The sequence below is a fragment of the Embleya australiensis genome (genome assembly GCF_051903075.1).
Classification (GTDB): Bacteria; Actinomycetota; Actinomycetes; order Streptomycetales; family Streptomycetaceae; genus Embleya.
Genome location: NZ_CP182423.1, coordinates 1,934,644 through 1,957,785 on the forward strand (window position 1 = coordinate 1,934,644; position 23,142 = coordinate 1,957,785).

The window sequence follows — 23,142 nt, forward strand, 5'->3', positions numbered from 1 at the left end:
TCGACCGACGCAGGCGCGGCCCACTCGACCCTTGGTGAGCACCCATGACCACGCAGACATCCGTGACCGAACCGGCCGGCGCCGGCACGCCGCCGCGGCCACCGTCCCTCTTCCGGCGCTACGCCTCGTTCGTCGCCGGACGGCGGTCGAAGTGGGTGGTGCTCGTGTTCTGGCTGCTGCTGATCGGCCTCGGCGGCTCGCTGGCAGCCAAGCTCGGTTCGGTCCAGAACAACGAGCAGCAGACCTGGCTGCCGGCGGACTCCCAGTCCACCCACGCGATCGACATCGCGAACAAGTACTTCACCGCCAAGGACATCATGACGGCGGTCGTCGTCTACACCCGCGACGACGGCCTGAGCGGCACCGACCTGGCCCGGGTCGGCGAGGACCGGCGGCAGTTGCTCGATCGGCGGATCGCCGCCGCCGACATCGCCCCGGCCGTCGTGTCGGACGACCACCGCGCCGCGTACCTGACCGTGCCGCTGAAGAGCGACAAGAGCGATAACTCGGTGCTCGGCGACGCCGTGAAGAGTGTCCGCAAGCTCACCGAGGACCACGCCGTCGCCGGACTCGACGTGCGCATCGCCGGTCAGGCGGGCAACATCGCCGACTTCATCGACGTCTACTCCGGCATGGACGCCGCGCTTCTGGCCACCACGCTGGCGATCGTGGCGCTGTTGCTGCTGATCACGTACCGCAGCCCGGTGTTGTGGCTGATCCCGCTGATCTCGGTGGCACTGGCCGGTCAGGTCGCGTCCGGCGTGGTCTATCTGCTGGCCGAGTACGCCGATCTGACCGTCAACGGGCAGAGTTCGTACGTCCTGGTGGTCCTGGCCCTGGGCGTCGGCACCGACTACGCCCTGCTGCTGATCGCGCGCTATCGCGAGGAGTTGCATCGACACGAGGATCGGCACGAGGCGATGGCGCTCGCGGTGACGCGCTCGATGCCGGCGATCGCCGCGTCCGCCGCCACCGTCGGCATCGCCACGTTGTGCCTGGTGTTCGGCAGCATGAACTCCACCCGCGGCCTGGGGCCGGTGGTGGCGATCGGCGTGCTGATCGTGTTCTGCGCGATGACCTCGCTGCTGCCCGCGTTCCTGGTCATCCTCGGCCGGTGGGTGTTCTGGCCGCTGATCCCGCGCCACACGATCGACAACGCGGGCGACAACGCGGGCAACGACGCGCGCGCGAGCGCGGAGCGCGAGCATGGTACGTGGAACCGGATCGCGCGCGGCGTCGGCCGGCGGCCCCGGCCGATCTGGATCGGCAGCGTCGTGGTCCTCGTGGCGCTCGCGTGCGGCTCGTTCACCCTGAGCAGCGGGCAGACCCAGGGCGAGCAGTTCACCAAGAAGGTCGACTCGGTGATCGGGCAGGAGCGACTCGCCGAACACTTCGCGGCCGGCTCCTCGGCGCCCGCCGACGTGTACGTGCGCGACGCCGGCGCCGCCGTGGCGTTGCGCGAGTTGCCCGGCGTGCCGGGCGTCGACTCCGCGACCCAGGTGGCGAGTTCGGGCGGCTGGACGCACATCGCCGCGGTGTTGCGGGACAGTCCCGACACGCACGCCGCCCGGCAGACCATCGAGCGCATCCGGCACACGCTGCGCCACGAATCGGCCGAGACCCGGTCCGCGCTGGTCGCCGGTCAGACCGCGGTCACGCTCGACACCTCCGACGCGCAGGGCGAGGAGGAGAGGCTGCTGATCCCGCTGATCCTGGTGGTCGTCCTGGGGATGCTGATCGTGCTGCTGCGCTCGGTGGTCGCGCCGATCGTGCTGCTGCTGTCGGTGGTGTTGTCGTTCGGGTCCGCGGTGGGCGCGGCGGCGCTGCTGTACCACGCGCTGGGATATCCGCGGATCGACCGGGGGTTGCTGCTGTTCGGCTTCCTGTTCCTGGTGGCGCTCGGCGTGGACTACACGATCTTCCTGATGACCCGCGCCAAGGAGGAGGTCCGCGAACGTGGGCACCGCGAGGGCATCCTGACCGGACTGGCCGTCACCGGCGGCGTGATCACCTCGGCCGGCCTGGTGCTCGCGGCCACCTTCGCCGCGCTCACCGTGATCCCCACGGTCAACTCGCTGCAACAGGGCGTGCTGGTCGCGGTGGGTGTGCTCCTGGACACCCTCCTGGTGCGCAGTCTGCTCCTGCCGGCGCTCGCGCTGGAGATCGGCCCCCGTTTCTGGCGGCCGGCACGTCCGCGAGACTAGGTCGACGACGCAAGCACGGAATTCGGAGGCACCCGCACCATGAGCACGCCGCGACCGCCCGCCCGCAGCGCCGAACAGCGCCGCCTGGACACCCTGCACCGCCTCGAACACGACGTGGACGCGTGGGTGGCCACCGCCGACGCGAAGACCGGAACGCCGTATCTGGTACCCCTGTCGTTTCGCTGGGACGGGGAGACGATCCTGATCGCGACCGTCTCCACGAGCCCGACCGCGCGCAACCTGCTGGCGGGCGGTACGGCCCGGCTCGGCATCGGGCCGACCCGTGACGTGATCATGATCGAGGCCGACGCCGAGCCCGTGGCGGTCGCCGACATGGCGGCCGAGACGGCGGACGCGTTCGCCGCCGCCTGCGGCTTCGACCCGCGTGTGACCGGCGCTCCGTACCACTACTTCCACCTGCGTCCACGGCTCCTCCAGGCCTGGCGCGAGGCCGATGAGCTGAAGGGCCGCACCCTCCTGCGGGACGGCAACTGGCTGCACGCGTAGCGGGATTCGGCGGCGGGTCGCCGAACATGGACCTGCCCGCCGCCGGTCTCGCGTGGGTGCCGGCGGCGGGGGTCGTATCGGGGAGGGCTGCCCGGGATGCTTCCCGAGGTGCTTCTCGGGGTGCTTCTCGGGGTGCTTCCCGCGTGGGGCCTACCTGCGGAAGTACGTGTCGAAGTTGCGCGAGAACTCGAGGTTGTTGAACCGGTCCCAGTTGATCGACCAGGTCATCAGGCCCCGCAGGTTCGGACGGACACCGTGGGTCTGGTAACTCCCGCAATTGGTGCCCTTGGTCAGGCAGTCCAGGGCCTTGTTGACCTCGGTGGTGGACACCCAGCCGTTGCCCGCCTGGGTCGAGGCCGGCATGCCGATGGCGACCTGCTCCGGGCGCAGCGCGGGGAACATGTTCTCGGTCTTGCCCGCGACCGGGAAGCCGGTGAGCAGCATGTCCGTCATCGCGATGTGGAAGTCGGCGCCGCCCATGCTGTGGTACTGGTTGTCCAGGCCCATGATCGAACCGGAGTTGTAGTCCTGCACGTGCAGCAGGGTCAGATCGTCACGCAGGGCGTAGATGACCGGCAAGTAGGCGCCGCAGCGCGGGTCCTGCCCGCCCCACTGTCCGGCTCCGTAGTACTGGTAGCCCAGTTGCACGAAGAACGTCTCCGGCGCCATGGTGAGCACGAACCGGCTGCCGTACTTGGCCTTGAGCGTCTTGACCGCCGAGATCAGGTTGACGATCACCGGGGTGGTCGGGTTCTTGAAGTCGGTGTCGCCGGTGTTCAGGGACAACGAGTGGCCCTCGAAGTCGATGTCCAGGCCGTCGAGTCCGTATTCGTCGATGATCGCACCGACGGACTGGACGAACTTGTCCCGCGCGGCCGTCGTGGACAGTTGCACCTGGCCGTTCTGGCCGCCGATCGAGATCAGTACCTTCTTGCCGGCCGCCTGCTTGGCCCGGATGGCGGCCTTGAAGTCGGCGTCGCTCTCCACGCCGGGGCATTCGGTCACCGGGCAGCGGTTGAACCGGATGTCGCCGGAGGTGACCGACGTCGGCTCGCCGAAGGCCAGGTTGATCACGTCCCAACTCGCGGGTACGTCCGCCATCTTGGTGTAGCCCGAGCCGTTGGCGAAGCTCGCGTGCAGGTAGCCGATCAGGGCGTGCGGAGGCAGTTGGCCGCCACCGCCGTCGGTCGCGGTGGTGACGGTGAGCACCGCCGACTTGGCCGATTCGCCGGCCGCGTTGGTCGCGCTCACCTGGAAGCCGTACGCGGTGGCGGCGGTCAGTCCGGTCACCGTGGCGCTGGTGCCGGTCAAGGACTGCGCCAACACCCCGTCGCGGTAGACGTTGTAGCCGCTCGCGCCGGACACCGCGGTCCACGACAGCGGCACGGAGGTCGTGGTCGGTGTGCCGGCGGCGAGGCCGGTCGGGGTGGCGGGAATCTGGGTGCCTCCTCCGGTGGTGGTCACGCTGACGGGGGCCGACTTGGCCGACTCCCCCGCCGAGTTCGCCGCGCTGACCTGGAAGCTGTACGCCGTGGCCTGGGTCAGGCCGGTCACCGTGGTGCTCGTGCCGGTGACGGTCTGCGCCAACACCCCGTCGCGGTAGACCTTGTAGCTCGTCGCGCCGGGAACCGCGGTCCAGGACAGCGGCACGCTGGTCGCGGTCGGCGCGCCGGCGGCCAATCCGGTGGGGGTGGCCGGGATTTGGGTGGTGCCGCCGGGGCCGACCAGGGAGAGGTCGTCGGCGTAGTAGGCGCCGGTGCCGTACCAGCCGTGCGTGTACAGGGTGACCGAGGTGGTGCTCGGCCCCGTGCGGAAGTTCGTGGTCAGGCGGGTCCAGTCCGGCGCGGAGCCGGTCCACGTGGACGGGTCGGTGGTGCCGGTGCCGGTCGCCCCGAGGTAGACGTAACTGCCGCGCAGCCAGCCGGAGATGACGTAGTCCGAGGAGGGCTGGACGGTGACGGTCTGCGAACAGCGCGCGTTGTCGCTGCCGGCGGGGGTGGCCTTGAGGGCTCCGGTGCCCGCGTGTACCGGGGTGGTGACCGCGACGCCGCTGCCGGCGCTGCAGGTCCAGCCGGTCAGGGCGGACTCGAAGCCGCCGTTCTGGACCAGTTCGGCGGCACCGGCGGCGGTGGTGTCCGCGGCGTCGGCCGCACCGCCGCCGGCGACGGTGAGCATGGCGGCGGTCAGGAACGCGGTGCTCGTCGCGGCGACGAGGGGGCGCAGCCGCTGGGCGCGTGGTCGCGTGGGGGGACGGACGCTGGTGGATCCGGACATGGGATTCCTCGCGTGGTCGGGACGGGACGGTGCGGGGAGCCCGGGCCGGTCGCGTGGTCCGGCCCGGGCGGGGCCTGTCCGGCGGATCCCGGCAGGATCGCGGCGGGATCTCGGCGGTTCCGGACAGGCCCCGGTGGCGCTACGGCAGCGTGTCGAGGTGCGGGCCGACGGTGTTGGAGAACTGGTTGCCGTTCAGGGCGTCCCAGTTGGTCGACCACGTCATCGCGCCACGCAGACCCGGGTAGGTCTTGCTCGGCTTGAACGTGCCGCAACCCGTGCCCTTGGCCAGGCAGTCCAGGGCGTTGTTGACGACGGTCGGCGAGACGTAGCCCGAACCGGCGCCGCGCGGCGAGGCGGGCAGGCCGAGGCCGACCTGCGAGGGCGCCAGGCCGCCTTCGAGTTGGATGCAGGCCAGGCCGGTCATGAAGTCCACCGTGCCCTGGCTGTAGACCTTGCCGTCGCAGCCGAGCATCGCACCGCTGTTGTAGTACTGGGTGTTGACGACGGTGAGGATGTCCTTGATCGCCAGCGCGGTCTTGAAGTACTCGGTGCCGGTCGACTGCATGTCGAGGGTCTGCGGCGCCATGGTGATCACCAGGCTCGGGCCGACCTTGCCGGAGAGCGAGCGCAACGCCTGTGACATGTAGGTGGAGTTGATGCCGTTTTCGAGGTCGATGTCGACGCCGTCGAACCCGTAGTTCTGGAACAGGGTGTACAGCGTGTTGGAGAAGTTGCTCGCGGCGGACGCGCTGTTGATCGAGACGCTGCCCTTCTCCCCGCCGACCGAGATGATCACCTTCTTGCCGGCCGCCTTCTTGGCCGCGATGTCGGCCTTGAACTGCGCCTCGGAGTAGTTCAGCGCCGGGTCGAGGGTGAACGAGACGCCGCCCGGTTGGCCGGTCGCGTCGGCGAACGAGACCGCGATGATGTCGTATTCGGCGGGCACCTGGGCGATGGTCTGGATCGTGGCGCCGTTGTTGAAGTTCTGCCAGTAGCCGGTGAGTACGTGCTTGGGCAGCGTGCCGCCGCCTCCGCCGTTGGTGGTGGTCGCGGTCACCGCGCCGGACTTGGCCGATTCACCGGCCGCGTTGGTGGCGCTGACCTGGAAGCTGTACGCGGTGGCCGGGGTCAGGCCGCCGGCGGTGGCGGAAGTTCCGGTCACGGACTGCACCTTGGCGCCGTTCTGGTACAGGTTGTAGCCGGTCGCGCCCGGGACCGCGTTCCACGAGAGGGGAACGCTCGTGGACGTCGGCGCGCCCGCCACGAGACCGGTCGGGGTGGCGGGGACCTGGGTGCCGCCGCCGGTGGTGCTCGCGCTCACCGTCGCCGACCTGGGGGACTCGCCGGCGGAGTTGGTCGCGGTGACCTGGAAGCTGTACGCGGTGGACGGCGTCAGGCCGGTGACGGTGGCGGAAGTGCCGCTCACGGACTGGACCTTGGTGCCGTCGCGGTACACGTTGTAGCCGGTCGCGCCGGGCACCGCGTTCCACGAGAGGGGGACGCTCGTGTCGGTGGGGGCACCGGCGGCCAGACCGGTGGGGGCGGCCGGGACCTGGGTGCCGCCGCCGGGTCCGGACAGGGTGATGTCGTCGGCGTAGTAGGCGGGTTGGCCGTACCAGCCGTGGGTGTAGACCGTGACGGACGTGGTGGACGGACCGGTCCGGAACGTGGTTTTGAGCTGCTGGTAGGTGCCGGCGCCCGGGGTCCACGTGGACGGGTCGGTGGTGCCGGTGCCGGTCGCGCCCAGGTAGACGTAGCTGCCCTGGACCCAGGCGCTCAGCGTGTAGTCGGAGTTGGGAAGGACCGTGACGGTCTGGCTGCAGCGGGCGTTGTCCGCGCCCGCCGGGGTGGCCTTGAGGGCCCCGGTGCCGGCATGCACCGGGGTGCTCGCCGCCGCGCCGGAGCCGGCCGAACAGGTCCAGCCGGAAAGTCCGTCCTCGAAGCCGGGGTTGCTCACGAGGTTGTCGGCGGCCCGGGCACTGCCGGCGCCCACGAGGGTGAGACCGGCGCCGGCCAGGGTGATCGCCGCGAGGGCGGCGAGGGTGGGATGCCCGCGGCGAGGGGACTTCGCTCGCGGAACGTGCGAAACGCGTGCCACTACTGCCTCCGTGCGTGGAGAAGCGATGTGGGTGGTAGCGATGGGACTTGCGTGCGCGACAGCCCGCCCTGCGCGCTTATTGGTCTAGGCCAAAGTGGTCCAGACCAATAGAGCGTGTCAAGGTTTTCCCGGTGATCCGACGCCGTTTACCTGGGCGTCGCCGTTCGATTACGCTCCGCAGTGGGCGGATTGCCCTCGTTGCGGCCCACGTTGCGCGCCGCTCAGAGATCGCGACGGCGCAGGACGAGCGCGGCTGCGGCCAGGAGGGCGAGCGGCCAACCGGCCAGGACGAGCCAGGAGTGGGTCGCCGACGGAGGGTACGGGCCGAGTTCGTCGGCGGTGCCCAGACTCGCCAGTGCGGACCAGGCGTTGCGCGGCATGAGGTTGGCCGCTTCGGCGAGGAATCGGCCGCCCTCGGGGATCAGTTCGGGCACCACACCGAGCGTGACGAAGACCGCGAACACCGCGCCCGCCTGGTGCCGGACCAGCACGCCGACGGCCAGTCCGATCAGCGCGGCCACCGGAAGCAGTACGCACGCCGCCAGGAATCCGCGCGCCACGCCGGGGTCGCCGAGCGCGAGGCCGAGGTTCTTGCCGGACAACACCGCCTGGGACGTCCCGAACGAGGCGATCGCCGTGGGCACGCCGACCGCGGCCGCGACGGCGGTCGACACGACGGCCTTGGCGAGGAGTACGCGGCGCCGGTCCGGAACGGCGATGAAGGTGGTGCGGATCAGGCCGCCCGCGTACTCGCCGGTGAAGGACAGTGCGCCGATCACCGCGGCGCCGATCATCAGGAAGCCCCAGACGCCGTGGTTGAAGGAGGCGGCGAGTCGATCGAAGTCGGTGCGACCGCGCGTGCCGATGAGGTCCACGCCGGAGCACAGGAACCAGGACAGGGCGGCGGTGCAGGGCGGGGCGAGGAGGAGGGGGAGCAGGAGCAGCCGTTGGGAGGAGAGTTTCAGCCACTCGGCGGCGAGGAGGTCGGGGAAACGGGCTGGGTGGGAGGGGATCGAGGTGGTGGGGGTGGGCGTGGGCATCCTGGGTCCTTGTCGCGGTGGGGGCCGGCGGCGGGTCACGGCGTGGGTCGGACATCGCGCCGGCGCAGCAGCGGCAGCAGCACCGCGAGTGCGGCGAACGCCCAGGCGGCGAGCGTGATCCAGGCCGTCGGCACGGACGGGAGCCGTTCGACGGTGCGGCCCGGGTCCATCACGGTCAGCCGTCCCCACGCGTAGCCCGGCAGCGCGTTGGTGACTTGCGCGCTCCGGTCCGCGTCCAGCGGCGGGATGCGTCCCTTTCCGGCCACCGGTCCGGCGAGGAAGAAGACCAGCACGGCGAACACCGTTCCGGCGGTGTTGCGGATGATCGCCGCCAGGGCCATCCCGATCAGTCCGCAGACCGGAAGCAGCACGGCGGTGCCGGCGATGGCGCGGCCCACGCCGGGGGTGCCGTACGAGAAGCCCGGGATCCGGTCGCCGTAGGTGGCGAGCGTGACGCCCCAGACGCCGACGCCGATGACCAGGCCGACGACGGCGAGGGTGCCGGTGAGCACCGCCGCCTTGGCCGCCAGGATCCGGGTGCGCGCCGGTACCGCGATGAACGTGGTCCGGATCAGGCCGCTCGCCTGCTCCCCCGCCACGGTCATCGCACCGAGCGTGCCGGCGGTGGCCATCAGCAGCAGGAACTGCGGGAAGGGGAAGGCGTCGTGCGCCGGATCCGGGTGCCGCTTGAGCTCGGCGGCCAGGGCCGGCCAGTGGGCGTAGGTAGTCGCGGCGCCGTCGTGGGCGAAGTAGAGGTAGAGCGGGACGAGCAGGCCGAGCACGATCGGGGTGGAGCGCAGCGAGGTCAGTTTGATCCACTCGGCGGCGATCAGGTGTCGCGCCATCGGGGGCGGGCGTCCGGGGTGCTCCACGTGGTGCTCACCGGCCCGCCCTTCCCTCGGCGCGGGTCGCCGTCGCCGCCGCGCGATACCGCACGCTGTCCGCCGTCAGCTGCATGAAGGCGTCCTCCAGGGTGCCGCCGTGTGCGGTGACCTCGTGGACCATCACCCGGTGGGTGAAGGCCAGTTCGTTCACCTCGGCGGCGGTCGGGCCGGTCACCGCGAGCGTGTCGGGGCCGTGCGCCCTGACCGTGGCGCCGGCCTCGGCCAGCACGGCGGCCAGCGCGGTCGGGTCGGGCGTTCGCACGGTGACGCCGCCGGTGCTCGCGCGGGCCGCGAAGGCGGCGAGCGATTCGTCCGCGATCAACCGCCCGGCGCCGATCACGACCAGGTGGTCGGCGGTGTGTTCCATCTCGCCCATCAGGTGACTGGAGACCAGCACGGTGCGGCCCTCCGCCGCCAGTTCGCGGAACAACCCGCGCGCCCACCGGATGCCCTCCGGATCGAGGCCGTTGACCGGCTCGTCGAAGAGCAGTACGGGCGGGTCGCCGAGCAGGGCGGCGGCGATGCCGAGGCGCTGGCGCATGGCGAGCGAGAAGCCGCCGATCCGGCGCCGGCCCGCGTCGCCCAGGCCGACGGTGGCCAAGACCTCGCGCACCCGGCCGCGCGGGAGTCCGTTGCTGCGGGCCAGCGCGCCCAGGTGGGCGTTCGCGGTGCGGCCGTTGTGTACGTCGTTCGCGTCGAGGAGCGCGCCGACGTGGCGCAGTCCGGTGCCGAACTCGCGGAACGAGCGCCCGTCGATGGTCGCCCGGCCGCTGGTGGGCGTGTTCAGGCCGAGCAGCATGCGCAGGGTGCTGGTCTTGCCCGCGCCGTTCGGGCCGAGGAATCCGGTCACCCGGCCCGGTCGCACGGTGAAGGTCAGGCCGTCGACGGCCAGGACGCGGCCGAAGCGTTTGGTGAGGTGTTCGATCTCGATCATGCCGTCGAGGTTGCCGGGGGGCGGGGGCGGGTCGCATCGGCCTGTGGCCCGGCCTCGGGGGCGGGCGGCTCGGTCTACGGGGGCGGGCGGCTCCGTCCTTGGGTGTGCTCGGCTCCGTCCGTGGGATGCAGTCCACGGGCTGATTCAGGTGGGGCAGCTGCCGGCTAGGGTCGGCACGTGCCACGACCCTCGAAGACCTCCGCCCCGCCGACCCGGTTGTCGCCGGGCGCGTTGACGACGCTCGGCTGGTGCGCGGTCCCCGCGTTCGCGCTGCTGCTGTACGGGACGCTGCCGCAGCCGATGCATCCGGTGTTCCTGGCTCGGGATCGTTTCCTGTCTCCGTCGCCGGGTGTGGTGGTGGCGGTGGCCGTGGTGTCGGCGCTGCCGATCGGGTGGGCGGTGCGCCGGCCGCTGCCGGTGCTCGGGCTGCTGCTGGTCGAAGCGGTCGCGGCCCGGGTGTTCGGGACGCGGTGCTGGCCGCTGTTCCTGGCGGCGGATGTACTCGTCTTCCATCTCGCGGCGACCTGTACACGCCGGGCCTCGGTGGTGGGTCTGGTGGGCGTGCTCACCGGCTGGGCCGTGGTCGCCTCGGCCTTCGTACCGGCGGACCGCATCTTCGCCGTGCTCACCGGGCCGACCTCGGGGCTGGCGGTGATCGCCGTCGCGGCGTGGATCCTGGGCAGTTGGATCCGCCTCCGGCAGGACCACGCCGAACAGTTGCGGGCGCAGGTCGCGGTACAGGCGGTGCAGGCCGAACGGCTGCGGATCGCCCGGGAGTTGCACGACCTGGTCGCGCACCACATCGGCGCCATCGCGATCCAGGCGGGCGCGGCGCGGCGGGTGATCGAGACCCAGCCGACCGGGGCGCGCGACGCGCTCGGGGTGATCGAGGCGACCAGCCGGGAGACGCTGACGGGGCTGCGGCACCTGCTCGGCGCGCTGCGCGAGGCGGACGACGGCGCGGCGGATGCCGGCGCGGTGGGCTCGGCGCCGGGCGCGCCGGTGGCGGGCCTCGCGGACCTCGATCGACTGGTGGCGGGCACGGCGGAGGCGGGGGTCCGGGTGGAGATCCGCCGGCTGGGGCAACCTCGGCCGCTGGCGGCCGAGATCGAGTTGTCGGCGTTCCGGATCATCCAGGAATCGGTCACCAACGTGGTGCGGCACGCGGGGGCCGACCGCTGCCGGGTTTCGGTGGACTACGGGGTGGCGGAGTTGGCGCTGGAGATCGTGGACGACGGGGGTGGTGGCGGAGCCGGAGGTCGGGCGGCGGGGCTCGCGGGCAGCGGCTACGGGATCGCCGGGATGCGTGAGCGGGTCGCCCTGCTGCACGGGTGGTTCAGTTCCGGCCCGAGGCCCGAGGGCAGCTTCCGGGTGGCCGCGGGGTTGCCGATATGACGATCCGGGTCGTCTTGGTCGACGACCAGCCGGTGGTGCGCGCCGGGCTGCGGATGCTGATCACCGACATCGCGGACATCGACGTGGTCGGCGAGGCGGGCACCGGAGCCGACGCGGTCCGGCTGGTCGACGAACTCGGTCCGGACGTGGTGGTGATGGACATCCGGATGCCGGTGATGGACGGGATCGAGGCCACCCGGATCATCACCGCGAAGTCCCCGGCCTCGCGGGTGATCGTGCTCACCACGTTCGACGAGGACGAAAACGTCTACGGGGCGCTGCGCGCGGGCGCCGCCGGGTTCCTGGTCAAGGACATGGTGCTGGAGGACATCATCGCCGCGATCCGGGTGGTCTCCGCCGGCGACGCGCTGATCGCCCCGGCGGTCACCCGCCGCCTGATCCGCGACTTCGCCGACCGAGCCCCCACACCCACCCGCCCCCGACGCCGGATCGAGGGCATCACCGACCGCGAGCGCGAGGTCCTGATCCTGATCGCCCGCGGCCTCTCCAACGCCGAAATAGCCGCCGAGCTGTACATCACGATGGCCACCACAAAAAGCCACGTGGCCCGCCTCCTGTCCAAACTCACCGCCCGAGACCGCATCCACCTGGTCATCACCGCCTACGAGGCAAACCTGGTCTGAGGGCCGGCCGGGGGGCACGGGCCGGCCGGTGTCGAGGCGGTCCCGGGTCAAGGGTCAGTCGAGGCAGAATTCGTTGTTTTCCGGGTCGGTCATGGTGATGTGGCCGGCTTCGAGGGGTGGGGTGGGGTCCTGGCGGTGGACGCGTTTGGCACCGAGGGCTTCGAGGCGGGTGCATTCGGCTTCGAGGGCTGCCATACGTTCTTCGCCCCGGAGGCCGGGGGCCGCGCGGACGTCGAGGTGGACGCGGTTCTTGGCGGTCTTGCCCTCCGGTACCTGCTGGAAGAAGACGCGTGGGCCCCGGCCGTCCGGGTCCTCGATGGCCGATCGCGAGTTGCGCCGGTCCTCGGGGACACCGATCCGGGCGAGGAAGTCGTCCCAGGCGGCGAGGGGATCGGCGCCCTCGGGCAGGTCGACTCCGGGCGGGGCGGGGTGCACGTAGCCGAGGGCATCACGCCAGAAGGTGGACAGGGCCTTGGGGTCGTGGGCGTCGAAGGTGATCTGGATCCGGCGGCTCATGGGTGATCCGTTCGTGGGGGTTCGGGGGTGTGGCTTCGTGAAGGTTTGGGGGCGTGTGTCTTCCGGTGGGCGCTTGCTGCTCCTCCCACGTCGGCGATCCTGGCATGCATTGCGGACAGGATCGGTCCGCTGTTCTCTGGCACCGTGGACTGCATGGATGTGGCGAGCGGTGGCGAGTTGGGGACCACGGAGCGGGTGCTCACGTTGCTCGGGCTGTTGCAGCAGCGGCGGATGTGGACCGGGGCGGAGTTGGCCGAGCGGCTTCGGGTCACGGCGCGGACCGTGCGGCGCGATGTGGAGCGGCTGCGGGTGCTGGGGTATCCGGTGCACGGCGGGCAGGGGGTCGGCGGGGGCTACCGGCTCGGGGCGGGACAGGAGGTGCCGCCGCTGCTGCTGGACGACGAGGAGGCGATCGCGACCGCGGTGTCGTTGCTCGCGGGTGCGGGCGGCGCGGTCGCCGGTGCCGGGGAGGCCGCGCTCCGGGCGTTGAGCAAGCTCGATCGCGTGCTGCCCGCGCGGTTGCGGCACGAGGTGCGGGCGCTGTCGGGTTCGGTGGAGTTCTTCGGTCGGGGGCGTACGCCCGTCGACCCCGAGGTGGTGATGACGCTGGCGGGGGCGTGCCGGGACGAGGTCGAGGCGGGCTTCGACTACCCGTCCGGGGACGAGGTACGGCGGCGGCGGGTCGAGCCGTATCGGCTGGTCGCCTCCGACCGGCGGTGGTACCTGCTCGCGTACGACCTCGACCGGGACGGCTGGCGCAGTTTCCGGGTCGACCGGATGACCGGGGTGTCGGCGCGGACCTGGCGCTTCCGGCCCCGCGCCGCGCCGGATGCGGCGGCGTATGTGCAGGAGGGTGTGGCGAGTCGGGTGTACGCGCACCAGGCCCGCTTCCTCGTCCACGCGCCGGCCGACACGGTACGCGCGCAGATCCCCCCGTCGGCGGCCGTCGTACACCCGCGCGGGGACGACCGCTGCGAGGTCGTCAGCGGTGGGGGCAGCCTCGACTACGTCCTCATGCACGTGGCGCTGCTCGGCCACGACTTCGAGGCGATCGCCCCGCCGGAACTTGGCGCTCGCTGCCGCGAGTTGGCCGGACGGCTGGCCGCGGCCGGGGCGACGCTGCCAAGTGGGCCCGGCGGTGAGCCGCCGACTCCCGGGTAGGCGTGGGTCGTTACCCGTCGAGGCGAGTGCCCCCGTGAAGTCGCGGGCGGTGGGTGGTCGGGGCGTGTGGCCAGGGGCGGTCGGGTTGCTCGCTCTGTCGTTGGGCGGGGCGCTGCGACCGGTCGGTCACGGGGCGCGGTCAACCATCCGTGGTGTGGGGCCCGTTGATGGTGGGCGGGCGGGGCCGGCCCGAGGGGCGGCGGCGGTGTACGACGATCAGGATGTCGGTCCAGGCGATTCCGGCTCCGATGATGGAGCCGATCGCGGCCAGGATCCACAGGGCGCGGGCGCCTGACGCGTTGGTGTCGGCGGCCACCGCGAACAGGGTGGCGGCCAGGATCAGGACCGGTAGCGCGATGCCGGCCGGGGTCAGGCGGCGGGCGAGTGGGCTGAGATGGACGGGTAGGTGGTGGTGACCGCCGGTGCTGCGGCTCGGAGGTGGCTGGGCTGCTCGTGCGGTCATGGTCGACATTTACCCGACGATGCCCCCGCCACGCCAGACCGGAACGACAACTCGGCGGTTTTGTGCTCGGGCGGAGGCGGAAGTGAGTACCTCGCACAGGGTCTCGATGTCGGCGGCCATGTCGATGTCCGGCTTCAGGAGCCACTGGAGTTGAAGGCCGTCGACGGCGGCGAGCAGGATTCGGGCCACCCAGGCGGCGTCGGGTACGGAGGCCGTGACCGAGGCGTACCGCCGCCCCCGCGAGGACGTCTTCCTGGAGGCCGCGCGCGGCGACGACCGGGTGGGCGTGCGGTCGTACACCCGCACCCGGATCGGCCCCGACGGCCCGCTGCCGATTCCCGACGACGCCGAACGTACGCTCACCGGGCGGGAGTTCCACCCCCAGGCGCTCGGCGAGGCACTGCGCCAAACGGCGAGGGTGGTCGGCCCGGTCCCGCTGATCGTCACCGAGAACGGCATCGCGACGGACGACGACACCCGGCGGATCGCCTACACCTCGGGCGCCCCGGCCGAATCGGCGGCGGCGCCGGCCGGCGGCATCTACGTACGCGGCTACCTGCACTGGTCGTTGTTGGACAACTACGAATGGGGCTCCTACTGGCCCACGTTCGGCCTGATCGCGGTCGACCGGCACACCTTCGCCCGTACCCCCGAGCCGTCCGCGAAGTGGCTCGCCGACCCGGGCCGCTCGGGCGCCCTCCCGCACCCACGAGGCTGACGCGCGGGGGCGAGCGCACGCACCGGGCGAATTCGGCCCACCGGTCGACGGAAATGGGCCCGTACGCCCGCGCATTCGGGCTGACCGGCGGGGTTGCGGCGGGCCGCCGGCAGGGGCGGCCTAGGCTGGGCGTGTGAGCACTTCCCCGTACCAACCCGTACCCGCACGGGTGGCGACGAGCGCGGATGTCGACGCGATCGTCGCCGCCCTGACCACCGCTTTCTTCGACGACCCGATGTGGGGACCGGCGTTCCCCGACGTCGAGCGTCGCGCCGAACAGGCGTCCCAACTCTGGCGGTTGCTCGCCGGCTCAGCGCTGCGTCACCCCTGGGCGCTGGTCACCGAGCACGTCGAGGCCGCGGCGCTGTGGATCCCGCCGGGCGCGAGCGAGTTGGCGGCGGAGGAGGAGAGCGACCTGGAGACGTTCCTGGTCGAGCTCACCGACCGCCCCACCGCCGACGGAATCCTGCGCATCTTCGAACTGCTCGGCGACGCGCAACCGAGCGAACCGCACTTCTACCTGAGCCTGTTGGCCACCCACGACGACCACCGCGGCCGTGGCCTGGGCATGGGCCTGCTGACCGAGAACCTGGCCCGGATCGACGCGCTCGGCGAGCCCGCCTACCTCGAGTCGTGCAACCCGGCCAACAACGCGCGCTACGAACGGGTGGGCTTCACCACCCTCGACACGGTCACCCTGGACACCGGCCACGCGGTCACCACCATGTGGCGCCCGGCCCATCCCACGCGGTGAGCCACCCGGCACCCTGAGCCACCCCACCCCACGCCCGGACTCGCCCGGCACCCCACCCGCCCACCGAACCTCACGTTTTGCTCAGATCCCGCCCCTCCCGCGCGCCACCCTCCTAGCCTCGTCGCCTACGGGCGATCCCCCGGCCCGCGCACCGGGTCGGCCGCCCGGCGAGTGCGGCAACGGAGGTGCGATGAGCCCGAGTCGGACACCCGATACGTGGATCGCCCCGGCACGCGTCGACCCGGTGCTGCGCTCGACCGCCCTGCTCGACGAGGTCGCCGACCGCTACCCGCGCGCGGTGTCCCTGGCCGCCGGACGTCCCGTCGACCCGGCCCGCGCCGAGCCGGCCGACGGGCATCAGGAGGCGCTGGCCCATGCGTTGCGGGCGCTGCGCCGTTCGGACCCCGACGTGGTCCTGGCCGTCGCGCCCACCTACATCGGCCTCACCCGCGCCGCCCGCCTCGCCGAACTGCCGGTACTCCCCGTCGCCGACGGCCCGCGCGGCATCGACCTCGACGACCTCGCCGCCCAGGTGCACGGCGCCCGCGCCGCCGGACTGCGCCCCCGAGCGCTGTACCTGGTCCCGGACTTCGCCACCCCGGCCGGAATCAGCCTGGACCTGCCCGCCCGCCACGAACTGCTCGATCTCGTGGCCGACTTGGACCTCCTGCTCCTGGAGGACGACCCCTACGGCCCGGCACCCGTACCCACCACCGCCGACCCCCACCGCCCACCGGCACTGCACACCCTCGACACCCGCCGTCGGGTCGTACACGTGGACACCTTCACCCGAAGCACCCCCACCCCATCCACCACCACCAACACCCCCGATCGAACCACCTGGGCCGCACGCGTATACCTGCACAACCCCCGCCACCTCCTCGAAGGTCTCGCCGCCCGCTTCGGCCACGGCCCACTGGCCGGCCGAGTGCACTGGCACAGCCCCGCCGGCGGCCTGTTCACCGTGCTGACCGTCCCGTTCGTGGTCGACGACGCACTACTGGAGCTGTCCGCAAGGGAGTTCGGCGTGCTGTGGACGCCCATGGCGCACTTCTACGACCCGGGTATCGGACCCGCCCACCGGCTGCGCCTGTCCGGCGGCGCCCTGGACCCGGCCCGCATCGACGCCGGCCTGGACCGCCTGGCCGCCCTGGTCGGCGACCGCTCGGGCCGCCACTCCCGCCGCCCGGATCGACGCACGTTCACCACCCTCGTCCCGTAGCGGCGCCCCACGATCGACCCGAGCCGATACAACCAGCGATATGGTGTGCGGTGTACGGGAGTTGCCCACAGCTCGACCGGACGGGAGCACACCATGGCAGTGCCCGTGGCGATGAACCACCTCGCCTACCAGACCCGGGATCTGGCCGCGACACACCGCTTCTGGACCGAGGCGGTCGGCGCCGAACTCGCGGGCGCGGTCCGCGAGGAGTCCCGGACGACCAGCAGCGGCGAGGTCACCCCGCCGTTCCTGCACGTCTTCTACGCGCTCGCGAGCGGCGAGTGCATCGCGTTCTTCGACGTGGCCAAGGAGTACGAGCCGGTCCCCGACGGCCTGGAGTGGTGGACCCGGCACGTCGCGCTCGCCGTCGACTCACCCGCCGAGGTCGACGCGATGGCCGAGCAGATCCGCCGACACGGCGTCGAGGTGCGCGGCCCGATCGACCACGAGGGCGTCTGGTACTCCGTCTACTGCTTCGACCCCAACGGTGTACACCTCGAAATCACCCACCAGAACCGCCCGTTGACCAAGCAGGACGCCGACGAGGCCCGGTCCGCGTTCGACGGCTGGCTCGCCGACCGGGCGGCCGGCCGGGTCTGAGGCGCGAGCCCGGGACATCCCCGTGATCCCGGGCTCGACCCGGTCAGCTCTCGACGCGCGCGTAGCGCACCATGACCACACCGGCGTCGAAGGTCCGCGTATCGACCAGGCGCAGCCCGCGACGCACGTCGTCGTTCCGGAACACCGGCTTGCCGCCGCCAAGGATCACCGGGTGCACGAAGAGCGCGTACTCGTCGATCAGGCCCAGTTCGGTGAGTGTGTTGGCCAGTCCCGCACCGCCGCTCAGCAGGATGTCCTTGCCGGGCTCGGCCTTGAGCGCGGCGATGTCCTCGGCCACGTCGGCGCCGATCACCTCGGCGCCGTGCCCCGCCTGCTTCAGCGTGGCCGAGACCACGACCTTGCGGGTGGCCCGCCAGATCGGCGCGAACCGCAGGTCGTGCGGATGGGTGGAGATGGTCTCGACGATCGGCCAGTAGCCGGCCATCATCTCCCACACCACGCGGCCGTACAGGAACGTGTCGACGCCTTCGTTGATCGTCTGCCCGAAGTCGGACAGCTCCGGACCCATCGTCGGCCAGTCGAACTCACCGTTGGGGCCCTCGATGTAACCGTCGACCGACTGGTGGACCATGTAGAGGATCTTGCGCATGAGGTGCTCCCTGGGAGGATCGGGGGATCGGGGATTCCGTCCGTTTCCGCTGTTCTCACGGTGAGGTCGGACCCGGCGACACGTTCTCGACATCGACGACGAACAATCCCCGCGAAAGTTCTTCAGGCGCCCTCGCCCACCCGCGCCGCGCGTATCTCCAGGTAGCGGCGCTCCGGCAGGCTCGTGGTGCGGCGGGCCGCCTCGCGGTACGCCTCCCGCGCCGCCTCGCGGTCCCCGGCCAGTTCGAGCAGGTGGCCCCGTACCGCCCAGACCCGGTGCCGGCCGGCCATGCGCTCGTCCCCCGCCAGCGTGTCGAGCAGGTCCAGACCGGCCTGCGGGCCGTGCACCATCGCCGCCGCGACGCTCTGGTTCAGGGTGACCATCGGCCCCGGCGACAGGTGGGCGAGGAGCCGGTACAGCGCGAGGATCTGCGGCCAGTCGGTGTCCTCGGCCCGCGCCGCCTCGGCGTGCACCGCGGCGATCGCGGCCTGGACCTGGTACGGCCCCGGCGGCCCCCACGTGAGCGCGTCGGTGACCAGGTCCGTGCCCTCACGGATGGACTCGGCATGCCAGCGGGTCCGATCCTGCTCGGCCAGCGGGATCAGCGCGCCGTCGGCGCCGGTCCGCGCGGCCCGCCGCGAGTCGGTGAGCAACATCAGCGCCAGCAGCCCGGCGATCTCGCCGTCGTCCGGCCGCAGCCGGTGTATCGCCCGGGTGAGCCGGATCGCCTCGGCGGTCAGGTCGGTCCGGTGCAGGTCGGGGCCCGAACTGGCGGTGTAGCCCTCGTTGAAGATCAGGTACAGCACGTGCAGCACCGCCCGGAGCCGCTCGATCGCCTCGGGCCCGGCGGGGGTGCCGAATCGGCCGCCGGCCGCCTTGATCCGCTGCTTGGCCCGGCTGATCCGCTGCGCCATGGTGGCCTCGGGGACCAGGAAGGCGTCGGCGATCTGCGCCGTGGTCAGGCCGCCGACCGCGCGCAGCGTCAGCGCCACCTGCGAGGCCCCCGACAGCGCGGGATGGCAGCACAGGAACAGCAGGGTCAACGCGTCGTCGTGGGCGCCGGTCGGCTCCCCGTCGGGCGCGGGCGCCACGTGCTCGTCGGCCGGCGCCTGGGCGGCCAGCCGCTCCTCGCGGTTGCGCCGGGCACGTTCGCTGCGCCAGTGGTCGATCAGCCGCCGATCGGCCACGGTGAGCAACCACCCGAACGGATGATCGGGCAGCCCGTCCACCGGCCACTGCACGGTCGCCGCGAGCAGCGCCTCCTGTACGGCGTCCTCACACGCGTCGAACTGGCCGTGTCGGCGGACGAGCACACCGAGGACCTGCGGGGCCAATGCCCGCAGCAGGTCCTCGGCGGGCGCGTCCAGGCTCACATCTCCGTCCCCGACTCGGACATCACCGGCCGTACCTCCATCGCCCACCGCTTGGCGTCCGGCCAGCGTGCGGCGATGTCGACGGCCCGCTCGGTGCTCTCGCACTCGACGAGGAGATATCCCGCGAAGTGCTCCTTGGCCTCCATGAACGGGCCGTCGGTGACCGCCGGAACCCCGTCCCGCGTCCGGACCGTTTTGGTCTGGGTCGGGTCGGCGAGCGCCTCGCCGCCGAGCAGTTCACCGGACGCGGTCAGCTCGGCCATGATCGTGCCGACCTCGCCGAACAGCTCGTTGCGCTCGGCCTCGGACAGCTCCTCCACGAAACCCGGGCGGTTGTAGATCAGCAGCATGAACTTCATGACTTCGCTCCTCGTGCGTGCACTGCGTCGGCCCCTGCGGGCCGCTCGTATCCGGGTCGGAGTCGCCCGACCGTTCTCGACATCCCGGCGCACAGAATGTCGGATCGACATCCCGAAGGCGATCTTGCCGCGCGAGGCCGCGCAAAGCCGCGCAGAAGTCGGACCAATCCCCCCGTCGGCCGTTCACCCCACGGCGACCTCCGCCGCCGGCACGTCCCCGGGCCGCAACATCCGCCACACCATGGCGGTGCCGACGATCGTCGCCACGCCGGACAGCGCGATCACGTGCCCGGGGTCGAATACCCCGGCCAGGGCACCGGCGCCGGCCATGCTCACGCCCTGGAGGGTCATCGTCCCGGTCATCGCCAGCCCCATCGCCTGCCCGGTGCCCGCTTTCGGGACGGCGGCCAGGAACCGGCGTTGCAGGCCGAGTTGGTAGGCGAAGCCCGCGTTGGAGAGCACGAACAGCGCGGCCGTCACCGCCACCGGCGGGCTCGCGGCGACGAACAGCAGCGGGACGCCGAGTTGGAGCGCCAGCCACGGCACCAGCCGCTCCCGTCGGGCCGGCCGGACGAAGCGCCCCACGAGCAGATTGCCGAGCAACATCCCGGCGGCGGCCGAGCCGTACAACAGCCCAGCGTGATCGGGCGCGTACGGCACGATGACCCCCTCGGCGGCCACGGTCAGATTCGCCGGCACCCACTGCGCCAGCAGCAGTCCGCGCACGACCGGATCGCCGAGCAGTTCGCGATTGACCCGCCACGTCGCCCGTATCGCGCCCTCGGGCCGAGGCGCCGGGCCGCCGCCACCAGCTTCGCCGTCGCCGCCCGCTTCGACCTCGTCCCCCTCCGCAGGCGTGCCGCGCGGCAGCCCGAAGCGCACCACCACCGCCGACACCAGCGCCACGACCCCGGCGAACACCAGCGCGCCGCCCGGCCCGACCAGCGCCAGCAACACGCCGCCGACCGCGTACCCGAGCACCTGCATCGCCCCGGCCGTCACCCCGAACACCGAGCGGCCCAGCACATAGGCGTCACCGTGCAGCAGTTCGGGCACGGTGCGCTGCCGGGCCGCTCCCGCGACCGGGCTGACCAGGCCGACGCTCGCGAGCAGCGCCAACACCGCCCATACGGGCAACACGTCGACCGCGAGCACCAGCGCCATGGCGCAGCGGATCAGGTCGTAGCCCACCATCGCCACCCGCACGGGCAGCCGGTCGGTCAGCGAGAGCAGCAGCGCCCCGCCGAACGCCTGCGGTACGAAGCCCGCCACATACGCGAGCGCGGACAGCGCCGGGGACCCGGTGCGTTCGTAGACGAGCACCGCGAGCGCGAGCATCCGCACGGTGTCGCCGATCAGCAGGAGTACGTAGGAACCGAAGAGCACCCGGAAGGCGCCCACCGCGAAGATCTCGCGGTAGGTCGCCGGTCTGACGTCGTCACCGATCATGCGGCGAGCCTGCCGAGGCGCGCCGGGCGTGGGCCAAACTTTCGGCCCCGGCCGAAACCTGGGAGCCTGCGGGCGGGAGGTGTCGGGTGCTCAGGATCGAGGTCGGGCCGGCCGACGTGGCGCGCAGCAGGTTCGCGATCTCCCCGCTGGGCGAGACCGTGTTGGTGCTGCGGACGCTGGCGGGCAGTCATCAGGCCGGGCCGCTGCGGCCGTGGATCGAGCGGCTGCGGCCCGCGTACGAGCGGCTGCGTCGGCAGATGCCGGCGGTCGCCGCGATGACCTCGCTGTATCGGCGCGGCGCCTACAACGCCGACTTCCTGCATCCGCCGCCGGCGGGGATACCGACCGGCATCGGGGACGAACTCGCCGCGGTACGGGCGACCCCGCTCGACCGGGCCCGGGGCGAGTTGGCGCGCAACCTGACCGGGATGCGCCCGCCGTCGGCCGCGGCGCGCGCGCTGTTCGAGGCACCCGACGTGGTCGCGCGGCTCGCGGACGCGATCGAGGCGGCGTGGACCACGCTGCTCGCGCCGGAGTGGCCGGCGCTGCACGCGGTGTTGCAGCACGATCTGGTGCGCACCGCCGGGCGGTTGACCACCTACGGCTGGGGCGCCGCGCTGAGCGACCTGTCGCCCCGGCTGCGCTGGCACGACGAGGGCACGATCGAGGTGGCCGGCCACCAGGACAACGGCACGGTCGTGCTCGGCGGCGCGGGGTTGTTGTTCGTGCCCTCGGCGTTCGGCGCGAGCATCGTCTACGTGGAGCCGCCGTGGCCGTACGCCATCGTCTATCCGGCCCGCGGCGTGGCCGAACTCCTGGGCGCCCCGGCTCCCTCCGACGACGCGGCGCTGGCCGACCTGCTCGGCGGCACGCGCGCGCTGATCCTGCGCGCGTTGCACATCCCGGCCACCACCACCCAACTCGCCGCCCGGCTGAACCTACCCCTGGGCACCGTCGGCGACCACCTGGCCGTACTGCGCCGCGCCCGGCTGATCACCGGCCTGCGCGTGGGCCGCTCGGTCCGCTACCAACGCACCGCGCTCGGCGAGGTGTTGACCGAGGGCCCGCCCTGAAGCACACGCGGCTCACCCCGCCACCGCGACCAATCCCGGCAGATACCCCTTCGACTGCCCCGTCGCCGTCGGGTGGTACGACTCGTCCAGGGGCACCGTCACCCCGTGCAGCCACTCGTCGGCCCCGCACACCCCATGGCCGGCGAACCGGTCCCGTACGTCCGCGAAGTCCGCGCCGGCCGCCGCCGCGCGCCCGGCCGTGGTCTCGTCCAGGATGTCGGCCGCCTCGTCCAGCACCCGCCGCTTGGCCTCGCTCAGCCCGAACAGGCAACCGCCCAATTCGAACAGGCGCGGATACCCGAGCACTACCAGCCGCGCACGCGGCGCGAGCAGCCGGATCCGCGCGTAGGTGGCGTCCAGGTCGGTCGGCAGCCGGTCGCGCGTATACGCCGTCGACGTCGCCACCTTGTCCGCGCAGTCCCGATCGGTGCCGAGCACGCACGTACGGATCGTGTCGGCGAAGCCGACGTCATTGCCGCCGACGCTGATCGTCACGAGCGTGGTGTCGGCGTTCAACACGGACGTCTGCCCGCCCAGCACCTGCGCGGTGGTCGCGCCGGAGCAGGCGGCGAACGCGAACTCGGCCGCCGGGTGCGCCCGATGCCACAGCGAGGGGTACGCGTTGGCGCTGCGCTTGCAGTCGCCGCCGCCGGGCAGATAGTCGCCCGCCCCCACCCCGGAACTGTACGAATCGCCCAGCGCCGCGTAGCTCGACGCCGGCGCGGCCGGCGCCGAATGCGCGGTGGGTGCGGCGAGCCCGGTGAGCACGAGGCCGGCGGCGGCGAGGGGGGCGGCGACACGGGCGAGCGAGGGCACGGGTGGGTCTCCTCCGAAACGTGGGCACGTCGTCGGAGGTATCGGCCG

22 protein-coding genes and 1 pseudogene are annotated in these 23,142 nt (G+C 72.2%); 10 read left to right on the forward strand and 13 right to left on the reverse strand.

Annotated features, from left to right (window positions below):
* The first annotated feature begins 44 nt into the window (after window positions 1–44).
* Both ACMXN5_RS38710 and ACMXN5_RS38715 read left to right on the forward strand, forming a co-directional pair.
* Window positions 45–2,204 (forward strand): MMPL family transporter, encoded by a 2,160-nt coding sequence (locus ACMXN5_RS38710; protein ID WP_439679574.1) that lies wholly within the window; start codon window positions 45–47, stop codon window positions 2,202–2,204.
* A gap of 39 nt (window positions 2,205–2,243) precedes the next feature.
* Complete coding sequence (locus tag ACMXN5_RS38715; protein ID WP_439679575.1) at window positions 2,244–2,711, forward strand: pyridoxamine 5'-phosphate oxidase family protein; 468 nt, start codon at window positions 2,244–2,246, stop codon at window positions 2,709–2,711.
* 150 nt (window positions 2,712–2,861) lie between these two features.
* Here the strand turns inward: ACMXN5_RS38715 and ACMXN5_RS38720 are convergent, their stop codons facing one another.
* From ACMXN5_RS38720 to ACMXN5_RS38740, 5 genes are all read right to left on the reverse strand, one after another.
* Entirely contained in the window at window positions 2,862–4,985 is a 2,124-nt protein-coding gene (locus ACMXN5_RS38720; protein ID WP_439679576.1) for a fibronectin type III domain-containing protein, read from the reverse strand.
* A 139-nt stretch (window positions 4,986–5,124) separates the two neighbouring features.
* Window positions 5,125–7,083: a fibronectin type III domain-containing protein gene (locus ACMXN5_RS38725; protein ID WP_439679577.1), complete on the reverse strand. Its 1,959-nt coding sequence runs from the start codon at window positions 7,081–7,083 to the stop codon at window positions 5,125–5,127.
* Window positions 7,084–7,304: 221 nt separating this feature from the next.
* Window positions 7,305–8,123 carry an ABC transporter permease gene (locus ACMXN5_RS38730; RefSeq protein ID WP_439679578.1) on the reverse strand — a complete coding sequence of 273 codons (819 nt, stop codon included), beginning with the start codon at window positions 8,121–8,123 and terminating at the stop codon, window positions 7,305–7,307.
* A gap of 35 nt (window positions 8,124–8,158) precedes the next feature.
* Complete coding sequence (locus ACMXN5_RS38735) at window positions 8,159–8,995, reverse strand: ABC transporter permease (RefSeq protein WP_439679579.1); 837 nt, start codon at window positions 8,993–8,995, stop codon at window positions 8,159–8,161.
* A gap of 7 nt (window positions 8,996–9,002) precedes the next feature.
* Window positions 9,003–9,941, reverse strand: coding sequence for an ABC transporter ATP-binding protein (locus ACMXN5_RS38740; protein ID WP_439679580.1), 939 nt, complete (start codon window positions 9,939–9,941; stop codon window positions 9,003–9,005).
* A 177-nt stretch (window positions 9,942–10,118) separates the two neighbouring features.
* On the opposite strand from ACMXN5_RS38740, the gene ACMXN5_RS38745 reads away from it, so the two are divergent.
* On the forward strand, window positions 10,119–11,336 hold the full coding sequence (locus tag ACMXN5_RS38745; RefSeq protein WP_439679581.1) for a sensor histidine kinase: 1,218 nt from the start codon (window positions 10,119–10,121) through the stop codon (window positions 11,334–11,336).
* Window positions 11,333–11,980 (forward strand): response regulator, encoded by a 648-nt coding sequence (locus ACMXN5_RS38750; RefSeq protein ID WP_439679582.1) that lies wholly within the window; start codon window positions 11,333–11,335, stop codon window positions 11,978–11,980. Before ACMXN5_RS38745 ends, ACMXN5_RS38750 begins: the two co-directional genes overlap by 4 nt.
* Window positions 11,981–12,034: 54 nt before the next feature.
* Here ACMXN5_RS38750 and ACMXN5_RS38755 read toward each other — a convergent pair whose 3' ends face one another.
* Window positions 12,035–12,496: a VOC family protein gene (locus ACMXN5_RS38755; RefSeq protein WP_439679583.1), complete on the reverse strand. Its 462-nt coding sequence runs from the start codon at window positions 12,494–12,496 to the stop codon at window positions 12,035–12,037.
* Between the two features lie 153 nt (window positions 12,497–12,649).
* Here ACMXN5_RS38755 and ACMXN5_RS38760 point away from each other — a divergent pair, with 153 nt between their 5' ends.
* Complete coding sequence (locus ACMXN5_RS38760; protein ID WP_439679584.1) at window positions 12,650–13,657, forward strand: helix-turn-helix transcriptional regulator; 1,008 nt, start codon at window positions 12,650–12,652, stop codon at window positions 13,655–13,657.
* A 139-nt stretch (window positions 13,658–13,796) separates the two neighbouring features.
* On the opposite strand, the gene ACMXN5_RS38765 is transcribed toward ACMXN5_RS38760, so the two are convergent.
* Together ACMXN5_RS38765 and ACMXN5_RS38770 are read right to left on the reverse strand one after the other, a co-directional pair.
* Window positions 13,797–14,120, reverse strand: a complete 324-nt coding sequence (locus ACMXN5_RS38765) for a hypothetical protein (RefSeq protein ID WP_439679585.1) — start codon at window positions 14,118–14,120, stop codon at window positions 13,797–13,799.
* A gap of 9 nt (window positions 14,121–14,129) precedes the next feature.
* Window positions 14,130–14,309, reverse strand: a complete 180-nt coding sequence (locus ACMXN5_RS38770; protein ID WP_439679586.1) for a hypothetical protein — start codon at window positions 14,307–14,309, stop codon at window positions 14,130–14,132.
* 1 nt (window position 14,310) lies between these two features.
* On the opposite strand from ACMXN5_RS38770, the pseudogene ACMXN5_RS38775 reads away from it, so the two are divergent.
* From ACMXN5_RS38775 to ACMXN5_RS38790, 4 genes and pseudogenes are all read left to right on the forward strand, one after another.
* A pseudogene (locus ACMXN5_RS38775) lies at window positions 14,311–14,838 on the forward strand (family 1 glycosylhydrolase); the annotation flags it as partial.
* Window positions 14,839–14,971: 133 nt separating this feature from the next.
* Window positions 14,972–15,592 carry a GNAT family N-acetyltransferase gene (locus ACMXN5_RS38780; protein ID WP_439679587.1) on the forward strand — a complete coding sequence of 207 codons (621 nt, stop codon included), beginning with the start codon at window positions 14,972–14,974 and terminating at the stop codon, window positions 15,590–15,592.
* 190 nt (window positions 15,593–15,782) lie between these two features.
* Window positions 15,783–16,814: an aminotransferase class I/II-fold pyridoxal phosphate-dependent enzyme gene (locus tag ACMXN5_RS38785; protein WP_439679588.1), complete on the forward strand. Its 1,032-nt coding sequence runs from the start codon at window positions 15,783–15,785 to the stop codon at window positions 16,812–16,814.
* A gap of 93 nt (window positions 16,815–16,907) precedes the next feature.
* The gene (locus ACMXN5_RS38790) at window positions 16,908–17,414 is read left to right on the forward strand and encodes a VOC family protein (RefSeq protein ID WP_380003615.1); all 507 of its coding nucleotides are present in this window, start codon (window positions 16,908–16,910) and stop codon (window positions 17,412–17,414) included.
* Window positions 17,415–17,457: 43 nt separating this feature from the next.
* On the opposite strand, the gene ACMXN5_RS38795 is transcribed toward ACMXN5_RS38790, so the two are convergent.
* The 4 genes from ACMXN5_RS38795 to ACMXN5_RS38810 all read right to left on the reverse strand — a co-directional run bounded on the left by ACMXN5_RS38795 (window position 17,458) and on the right by ACMXN5_RS38810 (window position 21,205).
* The gene (locus ACMXN5_RS38795; protein ID WP_439679589.1) at window positions 17,458–18,024 is read right to left on the reverse strand and encodes a dihydrofolate reductase family protein; all 567 of its coding nucleotides are present in this window, start codon (window positions 18,022–18,024) and stop codon (window positions 17,458–17,460) included.
* Window positions 18,025–18,146: 122 nt separating this feature from the next.
* Window positions 18,147–19,397, reverse strand: coding sequence for an RNA polymerase sigma factor (locus ACMXN5_RS38800; protein ID WP_439679590.1), 1,251 nt, complete (start codon window positions 19,395–19,397; stop codon window positions 18,147–18,149).
* Window positions 19,394–19,756, reverse strand: a complete 363-nt coding sequence (locus ACMXN5_RS38805) for a YciI family protein (protein ID WP_439679591.1) — start codon at window positions 19,754–19,756, stop codon at window positions 19,394–19,396. Before ACMXN5_RS38805 ends, ACMXN5_RS38800 begins: the two co-directional genes overlap by 4 nt.
* Window positions 19,757–19,939: 183 nt before the next feature.
* Window positions 19,940–21,205 carry an MFS transporter gene (locus ACMXN5_RS38810; RefSeq protein WP_439679592.1) on the reverse strand — a complete coding sequence of 422 codons (1,266 nt, stop codon included), beginning with the start codon at window positions 21,203–21,205 and terminating at the stop codon, window positions 19,940–19,942.
* A gap of 86 nt (window positions 21,206–21,291) precedes the next feature.
* Between ACMXN5_RS38810 and ACMXN5_RS38815 the strand changes: the two genes are divergently transcribed.
* Complete coding sequence (locus ACMXN5_RS38815; protein WP_439679593.1) at window positions 21,292–22,278, forward strand: DUF5937 family protein; 987 nt, start codon at window positions 21,292–21,294, stop codon at window positions 22,276–22,278.
* 12 nt (window positions 22,279–22,290) lie between these two features.
* Here ACMXN5_RS38815 and ACMXN5_RS38820 read toward each other — a convergent pair whose 3' ends face one another.
* A complete protein-coding gene (locus ACMXN5_RS38820; protein ID WP_439679594.1) occupies window positions 22,291–23,094 on the reverse strand; it encodes an SGNH/GDSL hydrolase family protein in 804 nt (267 codons plus the stop codon).
* Window positions 23,095–23,142 lie beyond the last annotated feature (48 nt).